Origin of the sequence: Xanthomonas translucens pv. cerealis, from assembly GCF_006838285.1 — a bacterium.
Classification (GTDB): Bacteria; Pseudomonadota; Gammaproteobacteria; order Xanthomonadales; family Xanthomonadaceae; genus Xanthomonas_A; species Xanthomonas_A cerealis.
In genome coordinates this window covers 807555-826214 of the sequence record NZ_CP038228.1, presented here as the reverse complement: position 1 = coordinate 826214, position 18660 = coordinate 807555, and the positions used below count along the sequence as shown (strand labels likewise).

The 18660-nt window shown below is 68.7% G+C and carries 19 protein-coding genes; 11 read left to right on the top strand and 8 right to left on the bottom strand.

What is annotated here, in order from left to right; all coding sequences use genetic code 11:
- Positions 1-148: 148 nt before the first annotated feature.
- The 4 genes from murD to E4A48_RS03595 are packed head-to-tail and all read right to left on the bottom strand — an operon-like array spanning position 149 to position 5960.
- A complete protein-coding gene (murD, locus tag E4A48_RS03610) occupies positions 149-1579 on the bottom strand; it encodes a UDP-N-acetylmuramoyl-L-alanine--D-glutamate ligase (protein ID WP_039005435.1) in 1431 nt (476 codons plus the stop codon).
- The gene (gene murL / locus E4A48_RS03605) at positions 1560-2918 is read right to left on the bottom strand and encodes a UDP-N-acetyl-alpha-D-muramoyl-L-alanyl-L-glutamate epimerase (protein WP_039005437.1); all 1359 of its coding nucleotides are present in this window, start codon (positions 2916-2918) and stop codon (positions 1560-1562) included. Before murL ends, murD begins: the two co-directional genes overlap by 20 nt.
- Entirely contained in the window at positions 2915-3367 is a 453-nt protein-coding gene (locus tag E4A48_RS03600; RefSeq protein ID WP_039005438.1) for a hypothetical protein, read from the bottom strand. Before E4A48_RS03600 ends, murL begins: the two co-directional genes overlap by 4 nt.
- Positions 3351-5960, bottom strand: coding sequence for a bifunctional aspartate kinase/diaminopimelate decarboxylase (locus E4A48_RS03595; protein ID WP_039005439.1), 2610 nt, complete (start codon positions 5958-5960; stop codon positions 3351-3353). The genes E4A48_RS03600 and E4A48_RS03595 overlap by 17 nt, the downstream gene beginning before the upstream one ends.
- A 174-nt stretch (positions 5961-6134) precedes the next feature.
- Here E4A48_RS03595 and E4A48_RS03590 point away from each other — a divergent pair, with 174 nt between their 5' ends.
- Positions 6135-7013: a PhzF family phenazine biosynthesis protein gene (locus E4A48_RS03590; protein ID WP_039005441.1), complete on the top strand. Its 879-nt coding sequence runs from the start codon at positions 6135-6137 to the stop codon at positions 7011-7013.
- 135 nt (positions 7014-7148) lie between these two features.
- On the opposite strand, the gene E4A48_RS03585 is transcribed toward E4A48_RS03590, so the two are convergent.
- Positions 7149-7766, bottom strand: a complete 618-nt coding sequence (locus E4A48_RS03585) for a glycine zipper 2TM domain-containing protein (RefSeq protein WP_039005443.1) — start codon at positions 7764-7766, stop codon at positions 7149-7151.
- A gap of 266 nt (positions 7767-8032) precedes the next feature.
- Positions 8033-8464: an OsmC family protein gene (locus E4A48_RS03580; protein WP_039005444.1), complete on the bottom strand. Its 432-nt coding sequence runs from the start codon at positions 8462-8464 to the stop codon at positions 8033-8035.
- A gap of 352 nt (positions 8465-8816) precedes the next feature.
- Here E4A48_RS03580 and E4A48_RS03575 point away from each other — a divergent pair, with 352 nt between their 5' ends.
- The 5 genes from E4A48_RS03575 to E4A48_RS03555 all read left to right on the top strand — a co-directional run bounded on the left by E4A48_RS03575 (position 8817) and on the right by E4A48_RS03555 (position 11739).
- The gene (locus E4A48_RS03575; RefSeq protein WP_039005445.1) at positions 8817-9215 is read left to right on the top strand and encodes an HU family DNA-binding protein; all 399 of its coding nucleotides are present in this window, start codon (positions 8817-8819) and stop codon (positions 9213-9215) included.
- Positions 9216-9366: 151 nt separating this feature from the next.
- Positions 9367-10065 carry a tellurite resistance TerB family protein gene (locus E4A48_RS03570; protein ID WP_142741904.1) on the top strand — a complete coding sequence of 233 codons (699 nt, stop codon included), beginning with the start codon at positions 9367-9369 and terminating at the stop codon, positions 10063-10065.
- 5 nt (positions 10066-10070) lie between these two features.
- Positions 10071-10634, top strand: coding sequence for a M23 family metallopeptidase (locus E4A48_RS03565; RefSeq protein ID WP_142741903.1), 564 nt, complete (start codon positions 10071-10073; stop codon positions 10632-10634).
- A 95-nt stretch (positions 10635-10729) separates the two neighbouring features.
- Positions 10730-11029 (top strand): DUF3861 family protein, encoded by a 300-nt coding sequence (locus E4A48_RS03560; protein WP_039005448.1) that lies wholly within the window; start codon positions 10730-10732, stop codon positions 11027-11029.
- Positions 11030-11139: 110 nt separating this feature from the next.
- Entirely contained in the window at positions 11140-11739 is a 600-nt protein-coding gene (locus tag E4A48_RS03555) for a DUF1439 domain-containing protein (protein WP_039005449.1), read from the top strand.
- 149 nt (positions 11740-11888) lie between these two features.
- Here the strand turns inward: E4A48_RS03555 and E4A48_RS03550 are convergent, their stop codons facing one another.
- Positions 11889-12434 (bottom strand): type 1 glutamine amidotransferase domain-containing protein, encoded by a 546-nt coding sequence (locus E4A48_RS03550; protein WP_058197039.1) that lies wholly within the window; start codon positions 12432-12434, stop codon positions 11889-11891.
- Between the two features lie 91 nt (positions 12435-12525).
- Complete coding sequence (locus tag E4A48_RS03545) at positions 12526-12993, bottom strand: SET domain-containing protein (protein WP_058197038.1); 468 nt, start codon at positions 12991-12993, stop codon at positions 12526-12528.
- 192 nt (positions 12994-13185) lie between these two features.
- Between E4A48_RS03545 and E4A48_RS03540 the strand changes: the two genes are divergently transcribed.
- The 5 genes from E4A48_RS03540 (at position 13186) to E4A48_RS03520 (ending at position 18546) form a co-directional block, all read left to right on the top strand.
- The gene (locus E4A48_RS03540) at positions 13186-13644 is read left to right on the top strand and encodes an SUF system Fe-S cluster assembly regulator (RefSeq protein ID WP_039005452.1); all 459 of its coding nucleotides are present in this window, start codon (positions 13186-13188) and stop codon (positions 13642-13644) included.
- 15 nt (positions 13645-13659) lie between these two features.
- Positions 13660-15102 carry a Fe-S cluster assembly protein SufB gene (gene sufB / locus E4A48_RS03535; protein ID WP_039005453.1) on the top strand — a complete coding sequence of 481 codons (1443 nt, stop codon included), beginning with the start codon at positions 13660-13662 and terminating at the stop codon, positions 15100-15102.
- Between the two features lie 167 nt (positions 15103-15269).
- On the top strand, positions 15270-16037 hold the full coding sequence (sufC, locus tag E4A48_RS03530) for a Fe-S cluster assembly ATPase SufC (protein ID WP_039005454.1): 768 nt from the start codon (positions 15270-15272) through the stop codon (positions 16035-16037).
- Positions 16034-17296, top strand: coding sequence for a Fe-S cluster assembly protein SufD (sufD, locus tag E4A48_RS03525; protein ID WP_142741902.1), 1263 nt, complete (start codon positions 16034-16036; stop codon positions 17294-17296). Before sufC ends, sufD begins: the two co-directional genes overlap by 4 nt.
- Complete coding sequence (locus tag E4A48_RS03520) at positions 17293-18546, top strand: cysteine desulfurase (protein WP_058196392.1); 1254 nt, start codon at positions 17293-17295, stop codon at positions 18544-18546. The genes sufD and E4A48_RS03520 overlap by 4 nt, the downstream gene beginning before the upstream one ends.
- The last annotated feature ends 114 nt before the right edge of the window (positions 18547-18660 follow it).

Below are 18660 nucleotides of genomic sequence, written 5' to 3'. Positions count from 1 at the left end.
GGGAGCGACTTCAGTCGCGACGGGCTTTATCGAGAGTGCCCGTCGCGGCTGAAGCCGCTCCCACAGACCGCATCATCTCGATCGAAACGCTCCAGGCGCGGCGCCGGATAAGCGGCGTGCGCGCCAACCCGATGCAGGAGCAGACGGCTCAGGCGATGCCCAACCCCGGGATCGCGCTGATCGCCTCCTGGTCGAAACCGGCCAGCTCGGCGAAATGGCGGCCGCGCGCCACGTAATCGCGGTAGGCGCCGAAGCTGGGCGCGCCCGGCGACAGCAGCACTACGCCGCCGCCCTCGCCCAGCGCTTCGCGCGCCAACGCCACGGCCGCCGGCAGATCCGCGGCGGCATGCAGGCCGAAGCCGCCGGCCGCGGCCAGCGGCGCAAGCAGCGCGTGGATACGCGGACCGTTGCTGCCCATGGTGACGATCTGCAGCGACGTGCCGTGGCGCATCGCCGTGGCGAAGTCCTGCCAGTCCAGGCCGCGGTCGTGGCCGCCGACCAGCAACGCGATACGGCGCCCGCGGAAGCATTCCAGCGCAGCCAGCGTGGCATGCGGGGTGGTGCTGATCGAGTCGTTGACATAGGCGATGCCATCGCGCTCGCCCAGGGTCTGCAAGCGGTTCGGCAACGGCCGGAACTGCGCCGCGGCCGGCGCCAGCGCCGCCGCGTCCAGACCCAGCGCCTCGATCGCCGCCAGCACCGCGCACAGGTTGCCGCGGTTGTGCCGGCCCGGCAGCGGCACCTGCGCGCTGTCGAACACCGCCACCTCGCCGCGGTGCACGGCAGCGCCGCGCATATGCCAGCCGTCTTCGCGATTGAACCAACGCACCTCGCTATCGGGCAACGCCAGCGCGGCCAGGTGCGGATCGGCGGCGTTGAGCAGCGCGATACGCGGCCGCGCCCGGGTCACCAGCGCCAGCTTGTCTTCGACGTAGCGCGCCTGGCTGCCGTGCCAGTCCAGATGTTCCGGGAACAGGTTCAGCACCAGCGCCAGCTGCGGCCGCGCGCCGCTGCTGACGACGTCGCCGGTCTGGTAGCTGGACAGCTCGATCGCCCAGTACTGCGGCGGCTGCGGCGGCGCCAGCACTTCCAGCAGCGGCAGGCCGATGTTGCCGACCAGGCCGGTACGGTGACCGCCGGCGCGCAGCAGATGCGCCAGCAACGCGGTGCTGGTGCTCTTGCCCTTGGTGCCGGTGATGCACACGCTGCCCGCCACCACGCCGCCGGCACTGGCGTGTTCGGCGAACCACAGCGTGGTACCGCCGATAAAGCGCGTGCCCTGCGCCGCAGCGGCCTGCGCCTCGGGCCGATACGGACTGATCCCGGGCGACTTGATGACCACGTCGAACGCCGCCAGGCGCTCGGCACTGGCCTCGGTCTCGACGCGCAGATCGCGATCATGCAGCTGAGCTACCTCATCTGCCTCGGCAGCCGAACAGAACACCGTCAGCGGCAGCTTTTCCGGGTCCCCGCTCCCCGGTCCCCGGTCCCGCGCGCGCAACGCGCGATACGCCGCCCGCCCCTCGCGGCCCCAGCCCCACAGCGCGACGCGCAAGTCCTCAAGCTGCGAAATTCGCACGCACGCGTTCCCACAGCTCGGCCGGAATGCGGTGCTGCGCGTCCAGCGCCAGCAGCGGTTCCACGCGCAGGTCCTCGCTGTCGAGCTGAGGCTGGATCTCGCGGATGAAACGCGCCACCAGCGCGTCTTCCTTCCATTCCGCACGCGCCGCCAGCGTGGCCATCGCCGCGCGCGATTCGCGGCCCTCGCCGACGCATTCGAACGGCTTGTGGTCCTGGAATTCCAGCAACGCGTCGAAGCCCGGCGCCTGCGCCGCGTCGTCGAGCAGGTTGCGGCCGAAGATCCGCACCAGCCGCGTCTTCGGCATGAACGGCGCCAGCGCCAGGAACACGAAATGGCACTTCGGGCACACCCCGCACCAGCGGTGCGCCGGGCGCTCGCCGAGGATGTGGAAGTTGCGGTTGCAGCTGGAGAAATGCGCGTCGTAATGGTCGTTCTTGGCGAACTGCCGCGCCACCGCCAGTTCCGACAGCGGGCGCAGCAGCGAGTAGTAGCGCAGATCGGCAGCGACGTAGCGCTGCACGTGCGCGCCGAACGCCTGCTCGAACGCCCAGCCCTTGGACCACTGGTGGTTGACCTCGCCGGTGCCTGCGATCTGGCTGCCGTAGCTGGCCGAATGCTCGTTGGAGAACACCACCTGGCCGGCGTCGTGCAGCAACGCGGCGAACACCAGGATCGCCGAGTTCACCGCGGTCACCGGGATATGCCCGTTCCACGCGCCCTGCCGGTTCAGTTCGAACAGCTCCGGCGCCAGCGCGCGGCCGATGTTCAGGGTCGGCAAAGCGGTACGTTCGGCGCAGGCGCGGATCAGCTGCGAGCCGCCGATCCAGGCCACGGTCTGTTCCACGCCGGCCGCGCGCAAGGCCTCGATGCTGACCAGCGAATCCTTGCCACCGCCGATCGCCACCAGCGCTTGCTCCCCCAGGTCCAGCGCCGCCGCGCCCTGCCCGTCCGCCGATGCGCTCGCGGGAAACCGGATCTTGCCGTGCAGATCCAGGCCGTTGCGGTAAGCGAACTCGCCCAGCCCGTGCAGGTACACGCTCTGCAGCAGCGCGGCGGTCGCCGCGTCGATCGCGTAGTCGTCGATGGCGATCTGCGGTGGCACCGCGGCCTTGTAATAGCTGACCCCGGCGATCAGGTGCAGCAGGCGCAGCGCGCGCTGCACCGCCTGCGCGCGCGCCGCGTCCAGCACGAACGGCGCGCCGGGCACGGTGATCGTCTCCACCAGCTCCGGCCCCTGGTCGAACGCATAGACCAGGCGCGCGACACCGCTGTCGGCGTCGAACGCGCAGCGCACGAAACGGAAGGTGGCGATCTGCTGTTTGTCGAAAGCGGTCATGGACTACCTGCAAGAACACGCGTGCGACGCAAGTAACGTCGGCACAGGAAAAATTCGATCATCGAAAACGGCAACGCCGCCCACAGCAACGGCAGGCAGCCGAACAGGAACGCCAGCGAAAACAGCCCCCAGTTCGAGCTGCCCTGCGTGGCATCGGCGGACGCCGCGAACACCACCCCGAGATACAACATTAGCGCCGGAACATAACTGCATGCGCCCAACAGCAGCGTGCGCAACGCCATGCCGCCGGCGCGGCCGCCATGCCGCCGGCGTTGCCAGCGCCAGGCCAGCCATGCACCCATGCCCGCCGCGCTCAGCGACGGCAGCACCCACTTGAGGCTGTCGGTCCACGGCAGGGCGGTACCCGCCTGATCGGCGGCGGTGGCCAACACCATCGCCGCGCCGCCGGCGACGGCGCTGAGCGCGATGAACTCAACCTGCGAGCGCATCGATCGCATCCTCGCGCGGCAGTTCGCGCTGGTTGTAGGTGCTGGCCATCGCGTAGCCGTAGGCGCCGGCATCGGCGATCAGTATCACGTCATCGGCCGCGGTGGCGGCGGGCAGGCGGCGGCGCTTGCCGAACACGTCGCTGGACTCACAGATCGGCCCAACCACGTCGAACACCGTATCGGCGTCGCGGTCCAGGCGGCTCAGGTTGGCCACGTCGTGCCAGGCGTCGTACAGCGCCGGACGCAGCAGCGCGTTCATGCCCGCATCCAGGCCGACACGGCGGATGCCGTCCTTCTCGACCACCTGGGTAGCGCGGGCCAGCAGCACCCCGCATTCGGCGACCAGGTAACGGCCCGGCTCGACCGCCAGGCGGAACGCCGGATGCACCGCCTTGGCTTCGGCCAGGCCCTGCGCCCAGGTGTCCAGATCGAACGGCTCGTCGTCGGCGCTGTACGGAATCGGCAGGCCGCCGCCGATGTCGATGATCTCCACGCTGCCGATGCGGCGCGCGAAGCCGGCCAGCTCGTCGCACATGCGCCGCCAGTGCTGCGCGGTTTCCACGCCGCTGCCCAGGTGCGCATGCACGCCGACGATGCGGATATCCAGCGCGCGCGCAGCCTCGACGAATTCGGCCACCCGCGTCGCCGACAGGCCGAATTTGGATGCCTTGCCGCCGGTATTGACCTTCTCGTGGTGGCCGTCGCCATGGCCCAGGTCGATGCGCAGCCACAGGCTGCGGCCGCGGAACAGCTCCGGCCAGCGCTGCAGCAGCTCGACGTTGTCCACGGTGACGGTCACGCCCAGTGCGAACGCGGCTTCGTACTCGGCCTTCGGCGCGAAGCTGGGGGTGAACAGCACCCGCCGCGGCGACAGCTCAGGCAAGGTGTCGAACACCCGGCGCAGTTCGCCGTGCGAGACGCATTCCAGGCCGAAGCCCTCCGCAACCAGCGTCTCCAGGATCGCCGGGTGCGAATTGGCCTTGATCGCGTAGTAGCGCTGGTCGATCGGCGCGATCGCCTTGAGCGCGCGCGCGCGCGCGCGCAGCGTCGGCAGATGGTAGACATAGCGCGGCGTGCCGGCCTCGGCCAGGCGCAGCAGGTGCTCGCGCTCGGCATGCCACCACGGCGTGGGCCGCGTGCGCACGCTGCCGGTGATCTCGCGCCAGCGCGGGCCGAACACCTCGGTCTCTTCCACCGGCATCGCGCCGCTGTCGATCAGTTCGGCGTGCAGGATCGGCAACAGGCCCTCGGCGTCGGCCTCGTCGATGACGAAGGTCAGGTTCAGATCGTTGGACGACTGCGAGATCATGTGCACACGCTCCTTGCCGAACGTGGCCCACACGTCCGAGAGCTTGTGCAGCAGCGAGCGCATGCCGCGCCCGACCAGGGTGATCGCCGCGCACGGCACGATGATCTTGACCCGGCAGATCTCCGCCAGGTCGGCCGACAGCGCCGCCAGCACATCGGTATTGACCAGGTTCTCGCTCGGGTCCAGCGACACGGTGACGTTGGTCTCGGCCGAACCGATCAGGTCCACCGACAGGCCGTGCTTGGCGAAGCGCGCGAACACGTCGGCCAGGAAGCCGACTTGCTGCCACATGCCGATGCCCTCCATCGACACCAGCACGATGCCGTTGCGGCGGCTGATCGCCTTGACCCCCGGCACGGTGCGCGCGTTGCCGTCGATGCTGGTACCGGGCAGTTCGGGGCGTTCGGTGTCCAGGATCGCCATCGGCACGCCGCCGTCGCGGCACGGCTTGATCGAGCGCGGGTGCAGCACCTTGGCGCCGGTGGTGGCGATTTCCTGCGCTTCGTAATAGTCCAGCCGGGTCAGCAGGCGCGCGTCCGGCACCTCGCGTGGATTGGCGCTGAACATGCCCGGCACATCGGTCCATATCTCCACCCGGCTGGCGCCGAGCAGCGCGCCGAAGTACGCCGCAGAGGTATCCGAGCCGCCGCGGCCGAGGATCGCAGTGCCGCCTTGCTGGTGCCGCGCGATGAAGCCCTGGGTGATCAGCATCCGCGCCGGCTGGGCGACGAAGCGTTCGCGCCAGGCGGTGTCGGCCTGCCACTGGCACGATACCGACAGGCGCTTGGACCACTCGCTCTGGTTCGGCTGCGGCGGCAATGCATCCAGCCACTGGCGCGCATCCATCCAGCCGACATCCAGGCCGCTGGCGCGCAGATAAGCCGCGCCCAGCGTCGAGGACAGCAATTCGCCCTGGCCCAGCACCTCGGCCTGCCAGTCCAGCGTGCGGCTCGCCGCGCGCGGGTCGTCGAGCAGGCCGCGCAGCGCCGCCAGGCGCTCGCCGAGCACGCTGTCCGCATCCAGTTCCAATTCGCCCAGGAAGTCGCGGTGGCGCAGCTCCAGCGCGGCCACGCGCTGCGCGCTGTCGGCGCTGCCGTCGGCGATCGCGGTCAGCTCGTTGGTGACCCCCGACAGCGCCGACACCACCACCAGCACCCGCGCCCCGGTCTCGTCGGCGCGTTTTTTCGCCAGCGTTCCGATCGTATCCCAGCGATGACGACGCGACACCGAGGTGCCGCCGAACTTGAGGACGATCCAGCGATCGACGGGGGGGGAGTAGGACATTTTGTTGTGGGGTCTAGTGGAGGGAAAGAGGCCCGGAACACCGGGCGGAACCTGCGATTCTATGCCAAGCGCCGCACTGCCGGCGCTTGGCCGCACGCTTGTGACGCAGGCACGTCCGCTGCCTGTACCCGGATTGCTAAGCTTCGCGCTCCGCCAAGCCATGCTCCGACGACCATGCCAAAACGCCGTTTCCTGCAGCTCGATGTATTCTCCCCGCGCCCCGGCGCCGGCAATCCGCTGGCGGTGGTGCTGGACGCGCAAGGCCTGGACGCGGCCGCCATGCAGGCGATCGCGCGCTGGACGCGGCTGCCGGAGACCACCTTCGTGTTTCCGGCCACGCAACCGAGCGCCAGCTACGGCATCCGCATGTTCAGTCCGCAGAAGGAAGTGCCGTTCGCCGGCCATCCCAGCATCGGGACCGCGCACGCGGTGCTGGAGGCTGGCATCGCCGCGCCCAGGGACGGCGTCTTCGTACAGGAAGGCATCGCCGGGCTGTTGCCGTTGCGGCTGGTTGCGGACCGTGGTGTGCCCAGCATCGCCATCCGCACACCGCGCGCGCAGGTCGCGGAGATCGCCGATGCCGCCGATCCGCGCCTGAGCGCCGTGCTGGCCGGCTGGCCGCTGGGTGCGCAACCGCCGGTACGCATGGACGGCGGCCGCTGCTGGTGGCTGGTCGAAATCGCCGACGAGGCGGCGCTGCGCAGCCTGGCGCCGGAGTGGGACGCAATCGCCGCCTTGGCCGAAAGTACCGCCAGCATGGGTGTGTTCGCCTACGCACGGGCCAGCGGCCAGGCGTACGAACTGGCCGTGCGTGCCTTCGTCGGCAATGGCCGCCGGTTCGAGGATGCCGCATCGGGCGCCGCCAATGCCGTGCTCGCGGCGTGGCTGGATCATCGCGCCGCGCTACCCGGCCACGATGGCTGCTACCTAGTCAGCCAGGGCCGCGAAGTCGGCCACGACGCGTTGCTGACCCTGAGTGTGGACAACGCCGGCGAGGTCTGGTCCGGCGGCCAGGTGCAGACGGTGATCGACGGACACATCGACTGGCGTTGATGCGCGGATGTGAATCTGTGCCACAACGCCAACATCGGCGACGGGCACGGATCAATGTCCTGCAGCGTCGGCCGCAACCGTCAGAACGGTCGCGGCCGACGGACATGGACGCCGCGCATGAGGCGTGCGCACCGGTCAGTCGGGCAGCACGTCCACGCGGACCCGGATACGGTCGCCGGGACGCTGTGCGCTGCGGGTGTGGTAGTAGCGGCCGCCGTATTCGTAGGTCACGTCGTAGCCGTCCACCCGGTCGTAGCTTTCGCTGCGGTAGGCGACCGGTTCGCAGACCCTGACCGAGCCGGTCTGCACAGTGGTGCGGGAGTTGCTGTCGTAGATCGAGCGCCCGGCCAGGCCGCCGACCATGGTGCCGACCGCGGTGCCGACGAAGCGGCCGTTGCCGCCGCCGACACGGCTGCCCAACAGCGCACCGGCGATGCCGCCGACCACCGTGGCCGCGCTGCGCCCGCCGTCGCTGCCGCGATAGCCGTCGCCGTAATAGCCGCCGCTGCGATAGCCGTTGTCGACGTATTCGCCGGCCGGGCGTTCGTAACAGCGCTCGGTGGTCTCGCGCGGGCCGCGCACCGGCACCAGGATCGGATCGGCCCGCACCACGCGGGCGTACTCGTAGGTGCCGCTGCCCGGATAGCCACGGTCGCGATAATCGTCGTAGCGGCCATAGTCCTGTGCAGCGGCGGAACCGACCACGCCCACGGCGAGCGCGGCGGTCAGAAGACGGGTCGAGAGCTTGTTCATGGCGAAGATTCCAAGCGCGTGGATCGCGCAACTGCATGCTCGGCCCGCGCCAGTGAAACAAGACTGAATTGGGGCCGGCCGGCGGCGCCTGTTTAGCATCGCGACAGCTGTTGTCGCTTGCAGGCGAACCGGCGGGGCCCGCCACGCATCGCAGCTGCAACCATTCCCAGCGCAGTGCGCGAAAGAGCCGCGCCTGCCAGTCGCATGCAGGCACGGCCTGAGCCATTTTCAAGCGACGGCCTGGCGGCGTGCGCCAGGCCGGGCGCTCAGCCCAGTTCCGCTTCCAGGCTGATCGGCACCGCGCTCAGCGCCTTGGAGATCGGGCAGTTCTGCTTGGCGTCGTCGGCCAGCGCGCGGAACTGCGCGGCCTCGATGTTCGGGACCACTGCCTTGAGCTTGAGCCGGATCTGCGACAACTGCGGACCGCCTTCCATCGACAGATCGACCTCGGCGCGCGTGTCCAGTGCTGTCGGCGGGAAGCCCGCTTCGCTGAGCTTGGCCGACAGCGCCATGGTGAAACAGCCGGCATGCGCGGCAGCGATCAGTTCTTCCGGGTTGGTGCCCTTCTCGTCGCCGAAGCGGCTACTGAAGGCATAGCGGGTGTCCTGCAACAGCCCGCTCTGCGGCGTGCTTAGCTGACCCTTGCCGGTCTTGAGATCGCCTTCCCAGTGCGCGGTGGCGTGACGCGAAATACCCATGCGATGCTCCTGCTGGTGGATGAGGCAGGCACCATAGAACAGGCTGCGTTACGGCCTTGTGCGGCGCAACGCGCGCGGTGGCCGGCGCGCGTTGTCGTGCGGGCGCCGCCGGCGACGGCGCGAGCGCCCGGGCGCAGTCCGGCTTGCGCGTTACAGGCAGGACCGGCGGCGGGCGCGCTGCCGTTTTTCCTGCCAAAATCCGCAGGTGCGGCGCGAGAAAACGCTGCGCGGGGCTTTTTCCGCGTCTTTTTGCGCTTTGCCTATTGGCGCGGCGTAGCACATGCCCTACATTTCGCCATGCCGACGGGGTCGGCGCGACCCAACCACCTATCGTTTACGGAATCAGGACATCATGGCAAAGACCGCGAAAAAGGCTGCCCCGAAAAAGGCAGCGAAGAAAGTAGCCACCAAGACCGCCGCCAAGCCGGTCGCGCCCAAGCCGATCAAGGAAGCGCTGAGCAAGTCGGCACTGGTCGCCCACATCGCCGAAGCCAGCGGCGTCGTCGCCAAGGACGTGCGCGCGGTGATGGCGTCGCTCGAGCACGCCGTGGCCGGCTCGGTCAGCAAGAAGGGCGCCGGTTCGTTCACCCTGCCGGGCCTGCTCAAGATCACCTCGGTCAGCGTGCCCGCCAAGCCGAAGCGCAAGGGCATCAACCCGTTCACCAAGGAAGAGCAGTGGTTCGCCGCCAAGCCGGCCACCACCAAGCTGAAGGTGCGCCCGCTGAAGAAGCTCAAGGACGCCGCGCTCTGAGCAGCGTCGCCTGACTCAGGCAAGCACACCTGACGAGACGGCCCTGGCCGTCTCGTTTTTTTTGCGCGCTCGCCGCCGCACGCAGCGGGATTGACAGGCCGCTAAGACGATGCCCGCTATACCTGTGGCTCCACACGACAGGAATGCGTGCATGAAGCTACAGGGCTTTCTCGACCAACTGCTGCAGTCGGCGCAGGGCGCCGCCGGCCAGGCCATGGCCAGGACCGGCACGTCCGCCCCCGCGGGATCGCCCGCCAGGAGCGGCGGCCTCGGCGGCATGCTCAACGCCGACTTCGGCAAGGGCGCCCTGAGCGGCGGCGCGCTCGGCCTGCTGCTGGGCAAGAACCGCACCACCCGCAAGCTGGCGACCTACGGCGGCCTGGCCGCAATCGGGGTGATGGCCTATCGCGCCTACGGCGACTACAAGCGCCAGCAGCTCGGCGCCGTCGCGCCGGAAGAACCGCAGACCCTGGACCGGCTGCCGCCGCTGGAGGTGGAACAGCACAGCCAGGCGGTGCTGCGCGCGCTGGTCGCCGCGGCCAAGGCCGACGGCCACATCGACACCCGCGAACGCGAGTTGATCGAAGGCGAGTTCACCCGCCTCAACGGCGACCAGGACGTGCAGCGCTGGCTGCATGCGGAACTGGAGAAGCCGCTGGATCCGGCCGAAGTGGCGCAGGCCGCAACCACGCCGGAGATCGCCTCGGAGATGTACCTGGCCAGCCTGCTCGCCGCCGACGCGCAGAGCTTCATGGAACGCAGTTACCTGGACGAGCTGGCGCGCCAGCTCGGCATCGACGACAACCTGAAGCAACACCTGCAACGGCAAGCCGCAGCGCACGCAGGCTGAGTGCGATGTCGGCCGCGCCGCCCTCGCCTGCGCGGCGGCTGCGCCGCTGGCTGCTGCGCGCCGCAGCGCTGGCCTGCACGGCGCTGGCGCTGGCATGGGCCTGGCAGCAACCCTGGACGCTGCGCGCGCGGGCCGGCTGGGAACTGGCACGGCAACCGCCGCCGACCGCGTTGCGGATGCCGGTGCAGGGCGTAGATCCGCGCAACATCGCCGCCACCTTCGGCGCGCCACGCGGCCGCGATCGCCAGCACGCCGGCGTGGACATCTTCGCCAGCCGCGGCACACCGGTACTGTCCGCCACTCGCGGCATCGTCGTCGCAGTCGCCGAGCGCGGCCTCGGCGGCCGCCAGGTCTGGGTGATGGGCCCGGCCCGCCAGCGCCATTACTACGCGCATCTGCAGGACTGGGCGACGGGCCTGCAGGTCGGCGACCTGGTCGAGGCCGGCGACCCGCTCGGCAGCGTCGGCGACAGCGGCAATGCGCGCGGCACGCCGCCGCATCTGCACTACGGCGTCTATGCCGAAGGCGGCGCCTACGATCCATTGCCGCTGCTGCGCGCGGCGCGCTGAACACAGACGCTGGAACAGAGCGTCGCGGCCATCCCTATCGTGATCGCGGCAAACGCGGCTTATCGTGGGCTTGTCCACCCGCCGTGCGCACGCTCATGACCGCCTCGCAACGCTACCGCATCACCGTCACGCCGATCGAAGCCGACGGGCTGCAATGCCAAGGGCGCTGCACCATCGAATTCGAGGCCCGCTGCCGCCAGGACTGGATGCGCCTGCTCGAAGCGGCGCAGCGTCATCCCGGCCTGCAGGGCGACGAGCGCGCCGCGCTGACCATCGGGACGCAGTTGCTGCGCGGACTCAGCGAGCGCAGCCACAGCGAAGCGCAGGCGCTGCTCGCACCACTGCGCCCGAGCCTGGATGCGATCCTGGCGCGGCTGGCGCCGAGCGGCGCCTGACGCGATCGGGTCAAATCGCATCGCGCGACGGTCCGCCCCCCTTCCGCTAATCGCGCATTCACCCGCTGCGGTTACTGTTAAACCCTGACTCTGCCAAGGCACCACATCCCATGAAGCTTCGCTTGCCGACCTTGCGCGCCGTCGCGCTGCTCGCGTTCCTCGCCGCCGCGACGCAGCTGCAGGCCCAGCCGATGATCCAGGGCAAGCAGGTCAGCGTCGGCGCCGCCGATGTGCAGCAGTACCTGGATGGCAGCTTCCCGCAGACGCACAAGGCGCTCGGCGGCCTGGTGAAGATGACCATCCGCGATCCCAAGCTATCGCTGCCGCCGGGCGACCGGCTGAAGATGCAGTTCGACCTGAACATGGCCACCGGCGGTGGCGCGCCGACGCCGCTCGGCACGGTGCTGCTGACCAGCGGGCTGCGCTACGAGCAGCAGACCCAGAGCTTCCACCTGCAGGCGCCGACCATCGACGACTTCCGCCCGGCCGCCAACGGCGGCAAGCTCGACGCCAACACCCGCGAACTGCTCAACGTGTGGCTGAGCGACTACGCGCGCAAGGAACCGATCTACAAGCTGGATCCGGCGCTGGCCGCGGTGATGGGCAACGTGCAGATCGAATCGGCGGCGGTGGAGAATGGCAAGCTGGTGGTGCACTTCAATCAGGACATCGACAAGTTGGTGCCGGCCGGCGCGTTGTCGGGGCAGTGATGTCGGGTTGCACGGCTTGATGCAGCACGTTGAACGCACGGTTGCATTTCGAGGGCTGTCGCAACCGGCATTCAGATAAAAGAACGGCGGCCCGGAGGCCGCCGTTCTTTGTTGCAGAAAGTTTTTCGTTGCAGAAACTGGCGCCGCACTCAGCCCATTGCCTTGGCCAGCGCCGCGGCGAACGCGGGAATATCGTCCGGCTTGCGGCTGGTGATCAGATTGCCGTCCACCACCACTTGCGCGTCCTGCCAGCGCGCGCCGGCGTTGCTCAGGTCGGTCTTCAGCGATGGCCACGAGGTCACCTGCTTGTCGCGCACCAGGCCGCTTTCGGCCAGCAGCCAGGGGCCGTGGCAGATCGCCGCAACAGGCTTGTCGGCGCTGGCGAACGACTGAATGAGACCGATCGCGGAGGCTTCCGTGCGCAGCTTGTCCGGATTGATCACCCCGCCGGGCAGCAGCAACGCGTGGTAGTCGCCGGCATCGGCCTGGGCCAGGCGCTTGTCGACCGGCACGCTGTCGCCCCAGTCCTGCTTGCTCCAACCGCGGATGCTGGACGCGTCACCGGGCGCGATCACATCGACCTGCGCGCCCCACGATTCCAGCAGGCGCTTGGGTTCCTGCAATTCGGACTGCTCGAAACCGTCGGTGGCCAGGACGGCGACGCGCTTGCCGGACAGGGAAAATGCTGTGCGCATGGGAGGCTCATCTACAGGGGGAACGTCACCGTAGGAGCGCCGCGGTTGCAGCGTCGTGAGCCGCGTGTCTAGGCCACGTGCAGGCGCGTGCTCAGCGCTTTGGCTGCAGCATGGTGCCGGTACAGTTCTTCGACCCGCAGCGGCATTCCCAGATCTTCTTCAGCCGCGGCGTGTGCCGTTCGCCCAGGGTGATGCCGTAGTTGTAGGTCAGTTCCTCGCCCGGCTTGATGTCGCGCAGCGCCTCGATCACCACCTTGTCCCGGCGCCGGTCGTCGCCTTCGGCCTCGACGATCACCGCTTCGCAGTTCGGCGCGCAGCTGTGGTTGATCCAGCGCGCGTCGTTGCCTTCGTAGTTGGCGTCGATCACGTAGTCGTCGCTGAGCGTGAACAGGAAGGTGTGTCCGGTCTCGACATCGCCAGCCTCGTCGCGATCCACGTCGGCATGGGTGCGGCGCCGGCCCTTGTACTCGATGACCCGCTCGCCTTTCTTGAGCGGCAGCGCGGCGAACACGCCATTGCCATGGATGCGGGACTTGCGGGCTGCGATCTTGCGGGGCATGCGGCGATCCGGAACGGGAAAGCGCTGATTCTGGCGCACATCGGCGGCGATCCCAAGCCCCGAGGCTCACCGTTGACGGCCGCGTCGGCGGCGCCGATCGCCGCGATGGCGAAAAACATGAACGCGCGGCTTGGACGCCGGCACCGCAAAAGCGTACAATTTCGGTCCGCATTGAATTCCGGCCCTTGCCCCATGCTCCGCGTCACCAAGCTGACCGATTACGCCACCGTCGTGCTGACCGTGCTCGCCGCGCGTCCGGGCGAGGTGCTGAGCGCGACCGAACTGGCCGAGCAGTCCGGTCTGGAGCCGCCCACCGTCAGCAAGCTGCTCAAGCCGCTGGCCCAGGCCGGGCTGGTCGAAGGCCTGCGCGGCGTGCACGGCGGCTACCGGCTGGCGCAGCCGGCCGATGCCATCACCCTGATCCAGATCGTCGAGGCGATGGAAGGCCCGCTGGCGATCACCGAATGCAGCCAGGACCACAGCCAGTGCGGCATCGCGCAGAAATGCGGCGTGCGCTCCAACTGGCGGCTGATCAACGACGTGGTCGCCGACGCGCTGCGCGGCGTGACCCTGGCGCAGATGCTGCACCCGCTTCCCTCTTCCGGCGAAACCAGACGGCGTCCAATCGCCGTGCAGTTCGCGACCACCTGACCTGTAGGCAGCCCCATGGCCACCGAAAACGCTGAAATCCTGGAACGGCTGGGACGTCGCTACGACGCCGGCTTCATCACCGACATCGAATCCGATGCGTTCCTGCCCGGCTTGAACGAAGACGTCGTGCGCGCCCTGTCCGTCAAAAAAGAAGAACCGGAGTGGATGACCGAATGGCGCCTGGCCGCCTACCGGCACTGGCTGAAGATGCCGATGCCGCACTGGGCCAAGCTCAACATCGCGCCGATCGATTTCCAGGCGCTGAGCTACTACTCCGCGCCGAAGGGTCCGAAGTACGCCTCGCTGGACGACGTGCCCAAGGAACTGCTGGACACCTACGACAAGCTCGGCGTGCCGCTGCACGAGCGCGCCCGGCTGGCCGGCGTGGCGGTGGACGCGGTGTTCGACTCGGTCTCGGTCGGCACCACCTTCCGCAAGGAACTGGCCGAGAAGGGCGTGATCTTCTGCTCGATGTCCGAGGCGATCAAGGAACATCCGGAGATCGTCAAGCAATACCTGGGCAGCGTGGTGCCGGTCGGCGACAACTACTTCGCCGCGCTCAATTCGGCGGTGTTCTCCGACGGCAGCTTCGTGTTCATTCCCAAGGGCGTGCGCTGCCCGATGGAACTGAGCACCTATTTCCGCATCAACGCCGGCCACACCGGCCAGTTCGAGCGTACCTTGATCGTGTGCGAGGACAAGGCCTACGTGTCCTACCTGGAAGGCTGCACCGCGCCGATGCGCGACGAGAACCAGCTGCATGCGGCAGTGGTCGAGCTGGTGGTACTGGAAGACGCGGAGATCAAGTATTCGACGGTGCAGAACTGGTACCCGGGCGACGAGAACGGCGTCGGTGGCATCTATAACTTCGTGACCAAGCGCGGCGAATGCCGCGGCGCGCGCAGCAAGATCACCTGGACCCAGGTCGAGACCGGCTCGGCGATCACCTGGAAGTACCCCTCGTGCGTGCTGCTCGGCGACGACTCGGTCGGCGAGTTCCACTCGGTAGCGCTGACCCATCACCGCCAGCAGGCCGATACCGGCACCAAGATGATCCACATCGGCAAGCGCACCAAGAGCAAGATCGTCAGCAAGGGCATCAGCGCCGGCCGCGGCCAAAACACCTACCGCGGCCTGGTCAAAGTGGAGCGCAGCGCCGAGGGCGCGCGTAACTACACCCAGTGCGATTCGCTGCTGATCGGCAAGCAGTGCGGCGCACACACCTTCCCGTACATCGAGGTCAAGCATCCCACCGCCACGGTCGAGCACGAGGCCACCACCTCCAAGATCAGCGACGACCAGCTGTTCTACTGTCGCGCCCGCGGCATCGACCAGGAAAACGCGGTGTCGATGATCGTCGACGGCTTCTGCAAGCAGGTGTTCCGCGAACTGCCGATGGAATTCGCGGTGGAAGCCAAGAAGCTGCTGGAAGTGTCGCTGGAAGGCTCGGTCGGCTGACGCCTTACCCTTCTCCCTACGGGAGAAGGTGGCGCGAAGCGCCGGATGAGGGTACGGGCGAAGCCTCGCGCCCCCGAACTCCACGAGACGCTTCGCCAGCACCCTCACCCCAACCCCTCTCTCCCGGCGTGAGAGGGGCTACACAAGAATTCTGACGGACCATCTGCATGCTCACTATCGAAAACCTCCACGCTTCCGTCGCCGGCAAGGACATCCTCAAGGGCTTGTCGCTGCAGGTGCAGCCCGGCCAGGTGCACGCCATCATGGGGCCCAACGGCGCCGGCAAATCCACGCTGGGCAACATCCTCGCCGGCCGCGACGGCTATGAGGTGACGCAGGGCAGCGTGCGCTTCGAAGACCGCGACCTGCTCGAGCTGGAACCGGAAGAACGCGCCGCCGCCGGCCTGTTCCTGGCCTTCCAGTACCCGGTGGAAATCCCCGGCGTGAACAACACCTACTTCCTGCGCGCCGCGCTCAACGCACAGCGCAAGGCGCGCGGCGAGGCCGAACTGGATTCGATGCAGTTCCTGAAGCTGGTGCGGCAGAAGCTCGCCGTGCTGCACCTGAAGGACGAGCTGCTGCACCGCGGCGTCAACGAAGGTTTCTCCGGCGGCGAGAAGAAGCGCAACGAGATCTTCCAGCTGGCGGTGCTGGAGCCGAAGCTGGCGATCCTGGACGAGACCGACAGCGGTCTGGACATCGACGCGCTGAAGACCGTCGCCGAAGGCGTCAACGCGCTGCGTTCGCCCGAGCGCGCGTTCCTGGTCATCACCCACTACCAGCGCCTGCTCGACTACATCAAACCGGACGTGGTGCATGTGCTGGCCGACGGCCGCATCGTGCAGAGCGGCGGCCCGGAACTGGCGCTGGAACTGGAAGCGCATGGCTACGCATGGTTGAAGGACCGTGTGGCGCCGGAGGCGACGGTCCGATGAGCGCCCTGCTCGACTCCCTGGCCGCCGCCTTCCACGGCGACGGCGCGCGCCGCGCGCCGCTGGAACAGGCGCTGCGCGACGGCCTGCCCGGCCCGCGCAGCGAGGCGTGGAAGTACACCTCGCTGCGTGCGCTGGAGCGGCGCAGCTTCAGCCCGGCGCCGAGCGCGGCGCCAGCCGTGGATGCGGCCATCGTCGACGGCATTCCCGCGCCGCGGCTGGTGTTCGTCAACGGCCGCGGCAGCGATGCGCTGTCGGACCTGGCCGGCCTGCCGGCCGGCGTCGAGCTGCAGCGGCTGTCCACGATCCTGCGCAGCGGCGACGACGCGATGCGCTTCCTCGGCCGCCGCTTCGAGCGCAGCGACGAAGTGTTCGCCCAGCTCAACGCCGCGCTGGCCGACGAAGGCTGCGTGTTGCGCGTGGATGCCGGGGTGCAGGTCGCGGTGCCGCTGCATCTGGTGTTCGTGTCCACCACCGGCGCCGGCGACCACGCCTGGCACCACCGCCACCTGATCGAACTGCGCCAGGACGCGGCGCTGTCGCTGGTCGAGCATCACCTGCACCTGGGCGAGGCCGCGCACCTGAGCAACACCCTGGCGCACGTGCACCTGGCCGCCGGCGCGCAACTGACCCACGCGCGGGTGCAGGCGGATGGGTCCGGCGTCACCGCGCTGCTGCGCACCGACGCGGTGCTGGCGCGCGACGCGCAGTACCGGCGCATCGACCTGGAGTTGGGCGGCGCGCTGTCGCGGCACGAGCTCAACGTGCGCCTGGAAGGCGACAACGCGCGGCTCATCGCCAACGGCGTGCTGCTCGGCAATGGCCGCCGCCAGATCGACACCCGCCTGGGCATCGAGCACATCGCCCGCGACACCGCCTGCGAACTGCTATGGCGCGGCGTGGCCGCGGCGCGCAGCCGGGTGGTGTTCCATGGCGGTATCCACATCCGCCAGGGCGCCGACGGCAGCGATGCTAACCTGTCGAACAAGAACCTGCTGCTGTCAGCCGACGCCGAGATCGACACCCAGCCGGTGCTGGTGATCGACGCCGACGAGGTCAAGGCCGCGCATGGCGCCACTGTCGGCCAGCTCGACGCCAATGCGCTGTTCTACCTGCGTTCGCGCGGGTTGCCGCGCGAACGCGCGCAGCAACTGCTGACCGCCGCATTCTGCCGCGAACCGCTGCGCGTGCTGGATGCGGGGCTAAGCGAGTTCCTGGTCGCGCGCCTGGACCAAGCGCTCGCCGCCGCGGGTGTGGCATGAGCAGCGTGGCCCCGCACGCCACGGCGCCGCAGCAGGCACCGGACTGGGACAAGATCCGCAGCGATTTCCCGCTGCTGATGCGCCAGGTGCACGGCAAGCCGCTGATCTATTTCGACAACGCCAACACCGGGCAGAAGCCACTGCAGGTGATCGCAGCGCTGGACGAGTTCTACCGCCGCTACAACGCCAACGTCAGCCGCGCGGTACACGCGCTCGGCACCGAGGCCACCGATGCCTACGAGGGCGCGCGCACCAAGCTGGCGCGCTTCCTCAACGTGCGCGCCGACGAACTGGTGCTGTGCAGCGGCACCACCTTCGCGATCAATCTGGTGGCCTATTCGTGGGCGCTGCCGCGGCTGAAGGCCGGCGACAGCATCCTGGTGTCGCGGATGGAGCATCACGCCAACATCGTGCCGTGGCAGCTGGTCGCGCAACGCACCGGCGCCAGCATCAAGGTCGCCGAGATCACTGCCGACGGTGCGCTGGACCTGGACGCGCTGCGCAAGGCGATGACCGCGGACGTGAAGCTGCTGGCGCTGACCCACGTATCCAACGTGCTGGGTACGGTCAATCCGGTGCGCGAGATCTGCCGCGAGGCGCGCAAGCGCGGCATCGTCAGCGTCATCGACGGCTCACAGGCCGCGCCGCACCGCACCCTGGACGTGGCCGCGATCGGCTGCGACTTCTACGCCATCACCGGGCACAAGATGTGCGGCCCCACCGGCACCGGCGCGCTGTGGGCGCGGCGCGAGCACCTGCAGGCGATGCCGCCGTTCATCGGCGGCGGCGAGATGATCAAGGAAGTCAGCTTCGACGGCACCGTGTTCAACGACCCGCCGCACAAATTCGAGGCCGGCACCCCGAACATCGCCGGCTTCGTCGGCCTGGGCGCGGCGGTGGACTACCTCAGCGCGCTGGGCCTGCAGCACGTGGAAGCGCGCGAGGCCGAACTGCTGGCGCATTTCACCGAGGAACTGCAGAAGATCGACGGCCTGCGCATCTTCGGCACCGCGCCCGGCAAGGCCGCGGTGGTGTCGTTCCTGGTCGAGGGCGCGCACGCCCACGACCTGGCCACGCTGCTGGACCTGGAAGGCGTGGCGATCCGCTCCGGCCAGCACTGCGCGCACCCGCTGCTGCAGTTCTATGGCGTCGCCGCCACCTGTCGCGCCTCGCTGGCGTTCTACAACACGCATGCGGAGATCGAGCGCTTCGTGGCGGCGTTGCTGAAGGTGAGGAAGTTGTTGGGGTGAGTTGTTTCGGGACCGGGGACAGGGGACCCGGAAAAGCGAAAGCGTTCATGACCTGCATTTGACTTTCCGGGTCCCTGGTCCCCGGTCCCGATCCACTCCGGCTAAAATCGACCG

What these genes read in the sequence shown, in the direction of transcription:
- E4A48_RS03520 (WP_058196392.1), top strand. Translation starts at nt 17,293, where the DNA reads ATGAGCAGCGTGGCCCCGCACGCCACGGCGCCGCAGCAGGCACCGGAC.
- murL (WP_039005437.1), bottom strand. Translation starts at nt 2,918, where the DNA reads ATGACCGCTTTCGACAAACAGCAGATCGCCACCTTCCGTTTCGTGCGC.
- sufD (WP_142741902.1), top strand. Translation starts at nt 16,034, where the DNA reads ATGAGCGCCCTGCTCGACTCCCTGGCCGCCGCCTTCCACGGCGACGGC.
- E4A48_RS03590 (WP_039005441.1), top strand. Translation starts at nt 6,135, where the DNA reads ATGCCAAAACGCCGTTTCCTGCAGCTCGATGTATTCTCCCCGCGCCCC.
- E4A48_RS03580 (WP_039005444.1), bottom strand. Translation starts at nt 8,464, where the DNA reads ATGGGTATTTCGCGTCACGCCACCGCGCACTGGGAAGGCGATCTCAAG.
- E4A48_RS03560 (WP_039005448.1), top strand. Translation starts at nt 10,730, where the DNA reads ATGACCGCCTCGCAACGCTACCGCATCACCGTCACGCCGATCGAAGCC.
- E4A48_RS03575 (WP_039005445.1), top strand. Translation starts at nt 8,817, where the DNA reads ATGGCAAAGACCGCGAAAAAGGCTGCCCCGAAAAAGGCAGCGAAGAAA.
- sufC (WP_039005454.1), top strand. Translation starts at nt 15,270, where the DNA reads ATGCTCACTATCGAAAACCTCCACGCTTCCGTCGCCGGCAAGGACATC.
- E4A48_RS03570 (WP_142741904.1), top strand. Translation starts at nt 9,367, where the DNA reads ATGAAGCTACAGGGCTTTCTCGACCAACTGCTGCAGTCGGCGCAGGGC.
- E4A48_RS03585 (WP_039005443.1), bottom strand. Translation starts at nt 7,766, where the DNA reads ATGAACAAGCTCTCGACCCGTCTTCTGACCGCCGCGCTCGCCGTGGGC.
- E4A48_RS03545 (WP_058197038.1), bottom strand. Translation starts at nt 12,993, where the DNA reads ATGCCCCGCAAGATCGCAGCCCGCAAGTCCCGCATCCATGGCAATGGC.
- E4A48_RS03550 (WP_058197039.1), bottom strand. Translation starts at nt 12,434, where the DNA reads ATGCGCACAGCATTTTCCCTGTCCGGCAAGCGCGTCGCCGTCCTGGCC.
- E4A48_RS03565 (WP_142741903.1), top strand. Translation starts at nt 10,071, where the DNA reads ATGTCGGCCGCGCCGCCCTCGCCTGCGCGGCGGCTGCGCCGCTGGCTG.
- E4A48_RS03600 (WP_039005438.1), bottom strand. Translation starts at nt 3,367, where the DNA reads ATGCGCTCGCAGGTTGAGTTCATCGCGCTCAGCGCCGTCGCCGGCGGC.
- E4A48_RS03555 (WP_039005449.1), top strand. Translation starts at nt 11,140, where the DNA reads ATGAAGCTTCGCTTGCCGACCTTGCGCGCCGTCGCGCTGCTCGCGTTC.
- E4A48_RS03595 (WP_039005439.1), bottom strand. Translation starts at nt 5,960, where the DNA reads ATGTCCTACTCCCCCCCCGTCGATCGCTGGATCGTCCTCAAGTTCGGC.
- E4A48_RS03540 (WP_039005452.1), top strand. Translation starts at nt 13,186, where the DNA reads ATGCTCCGCGTCACCAAGCTGACCGATTACGCCACCGTCGTGCTGACC.
- sufB (WP_039005453.1), top strand. Translation starts at nt 13,660, where the DNA reads ATGGCCACCGAAAACGCTGAAATCCTGGAACGGCTGGGACGTCGCTAC.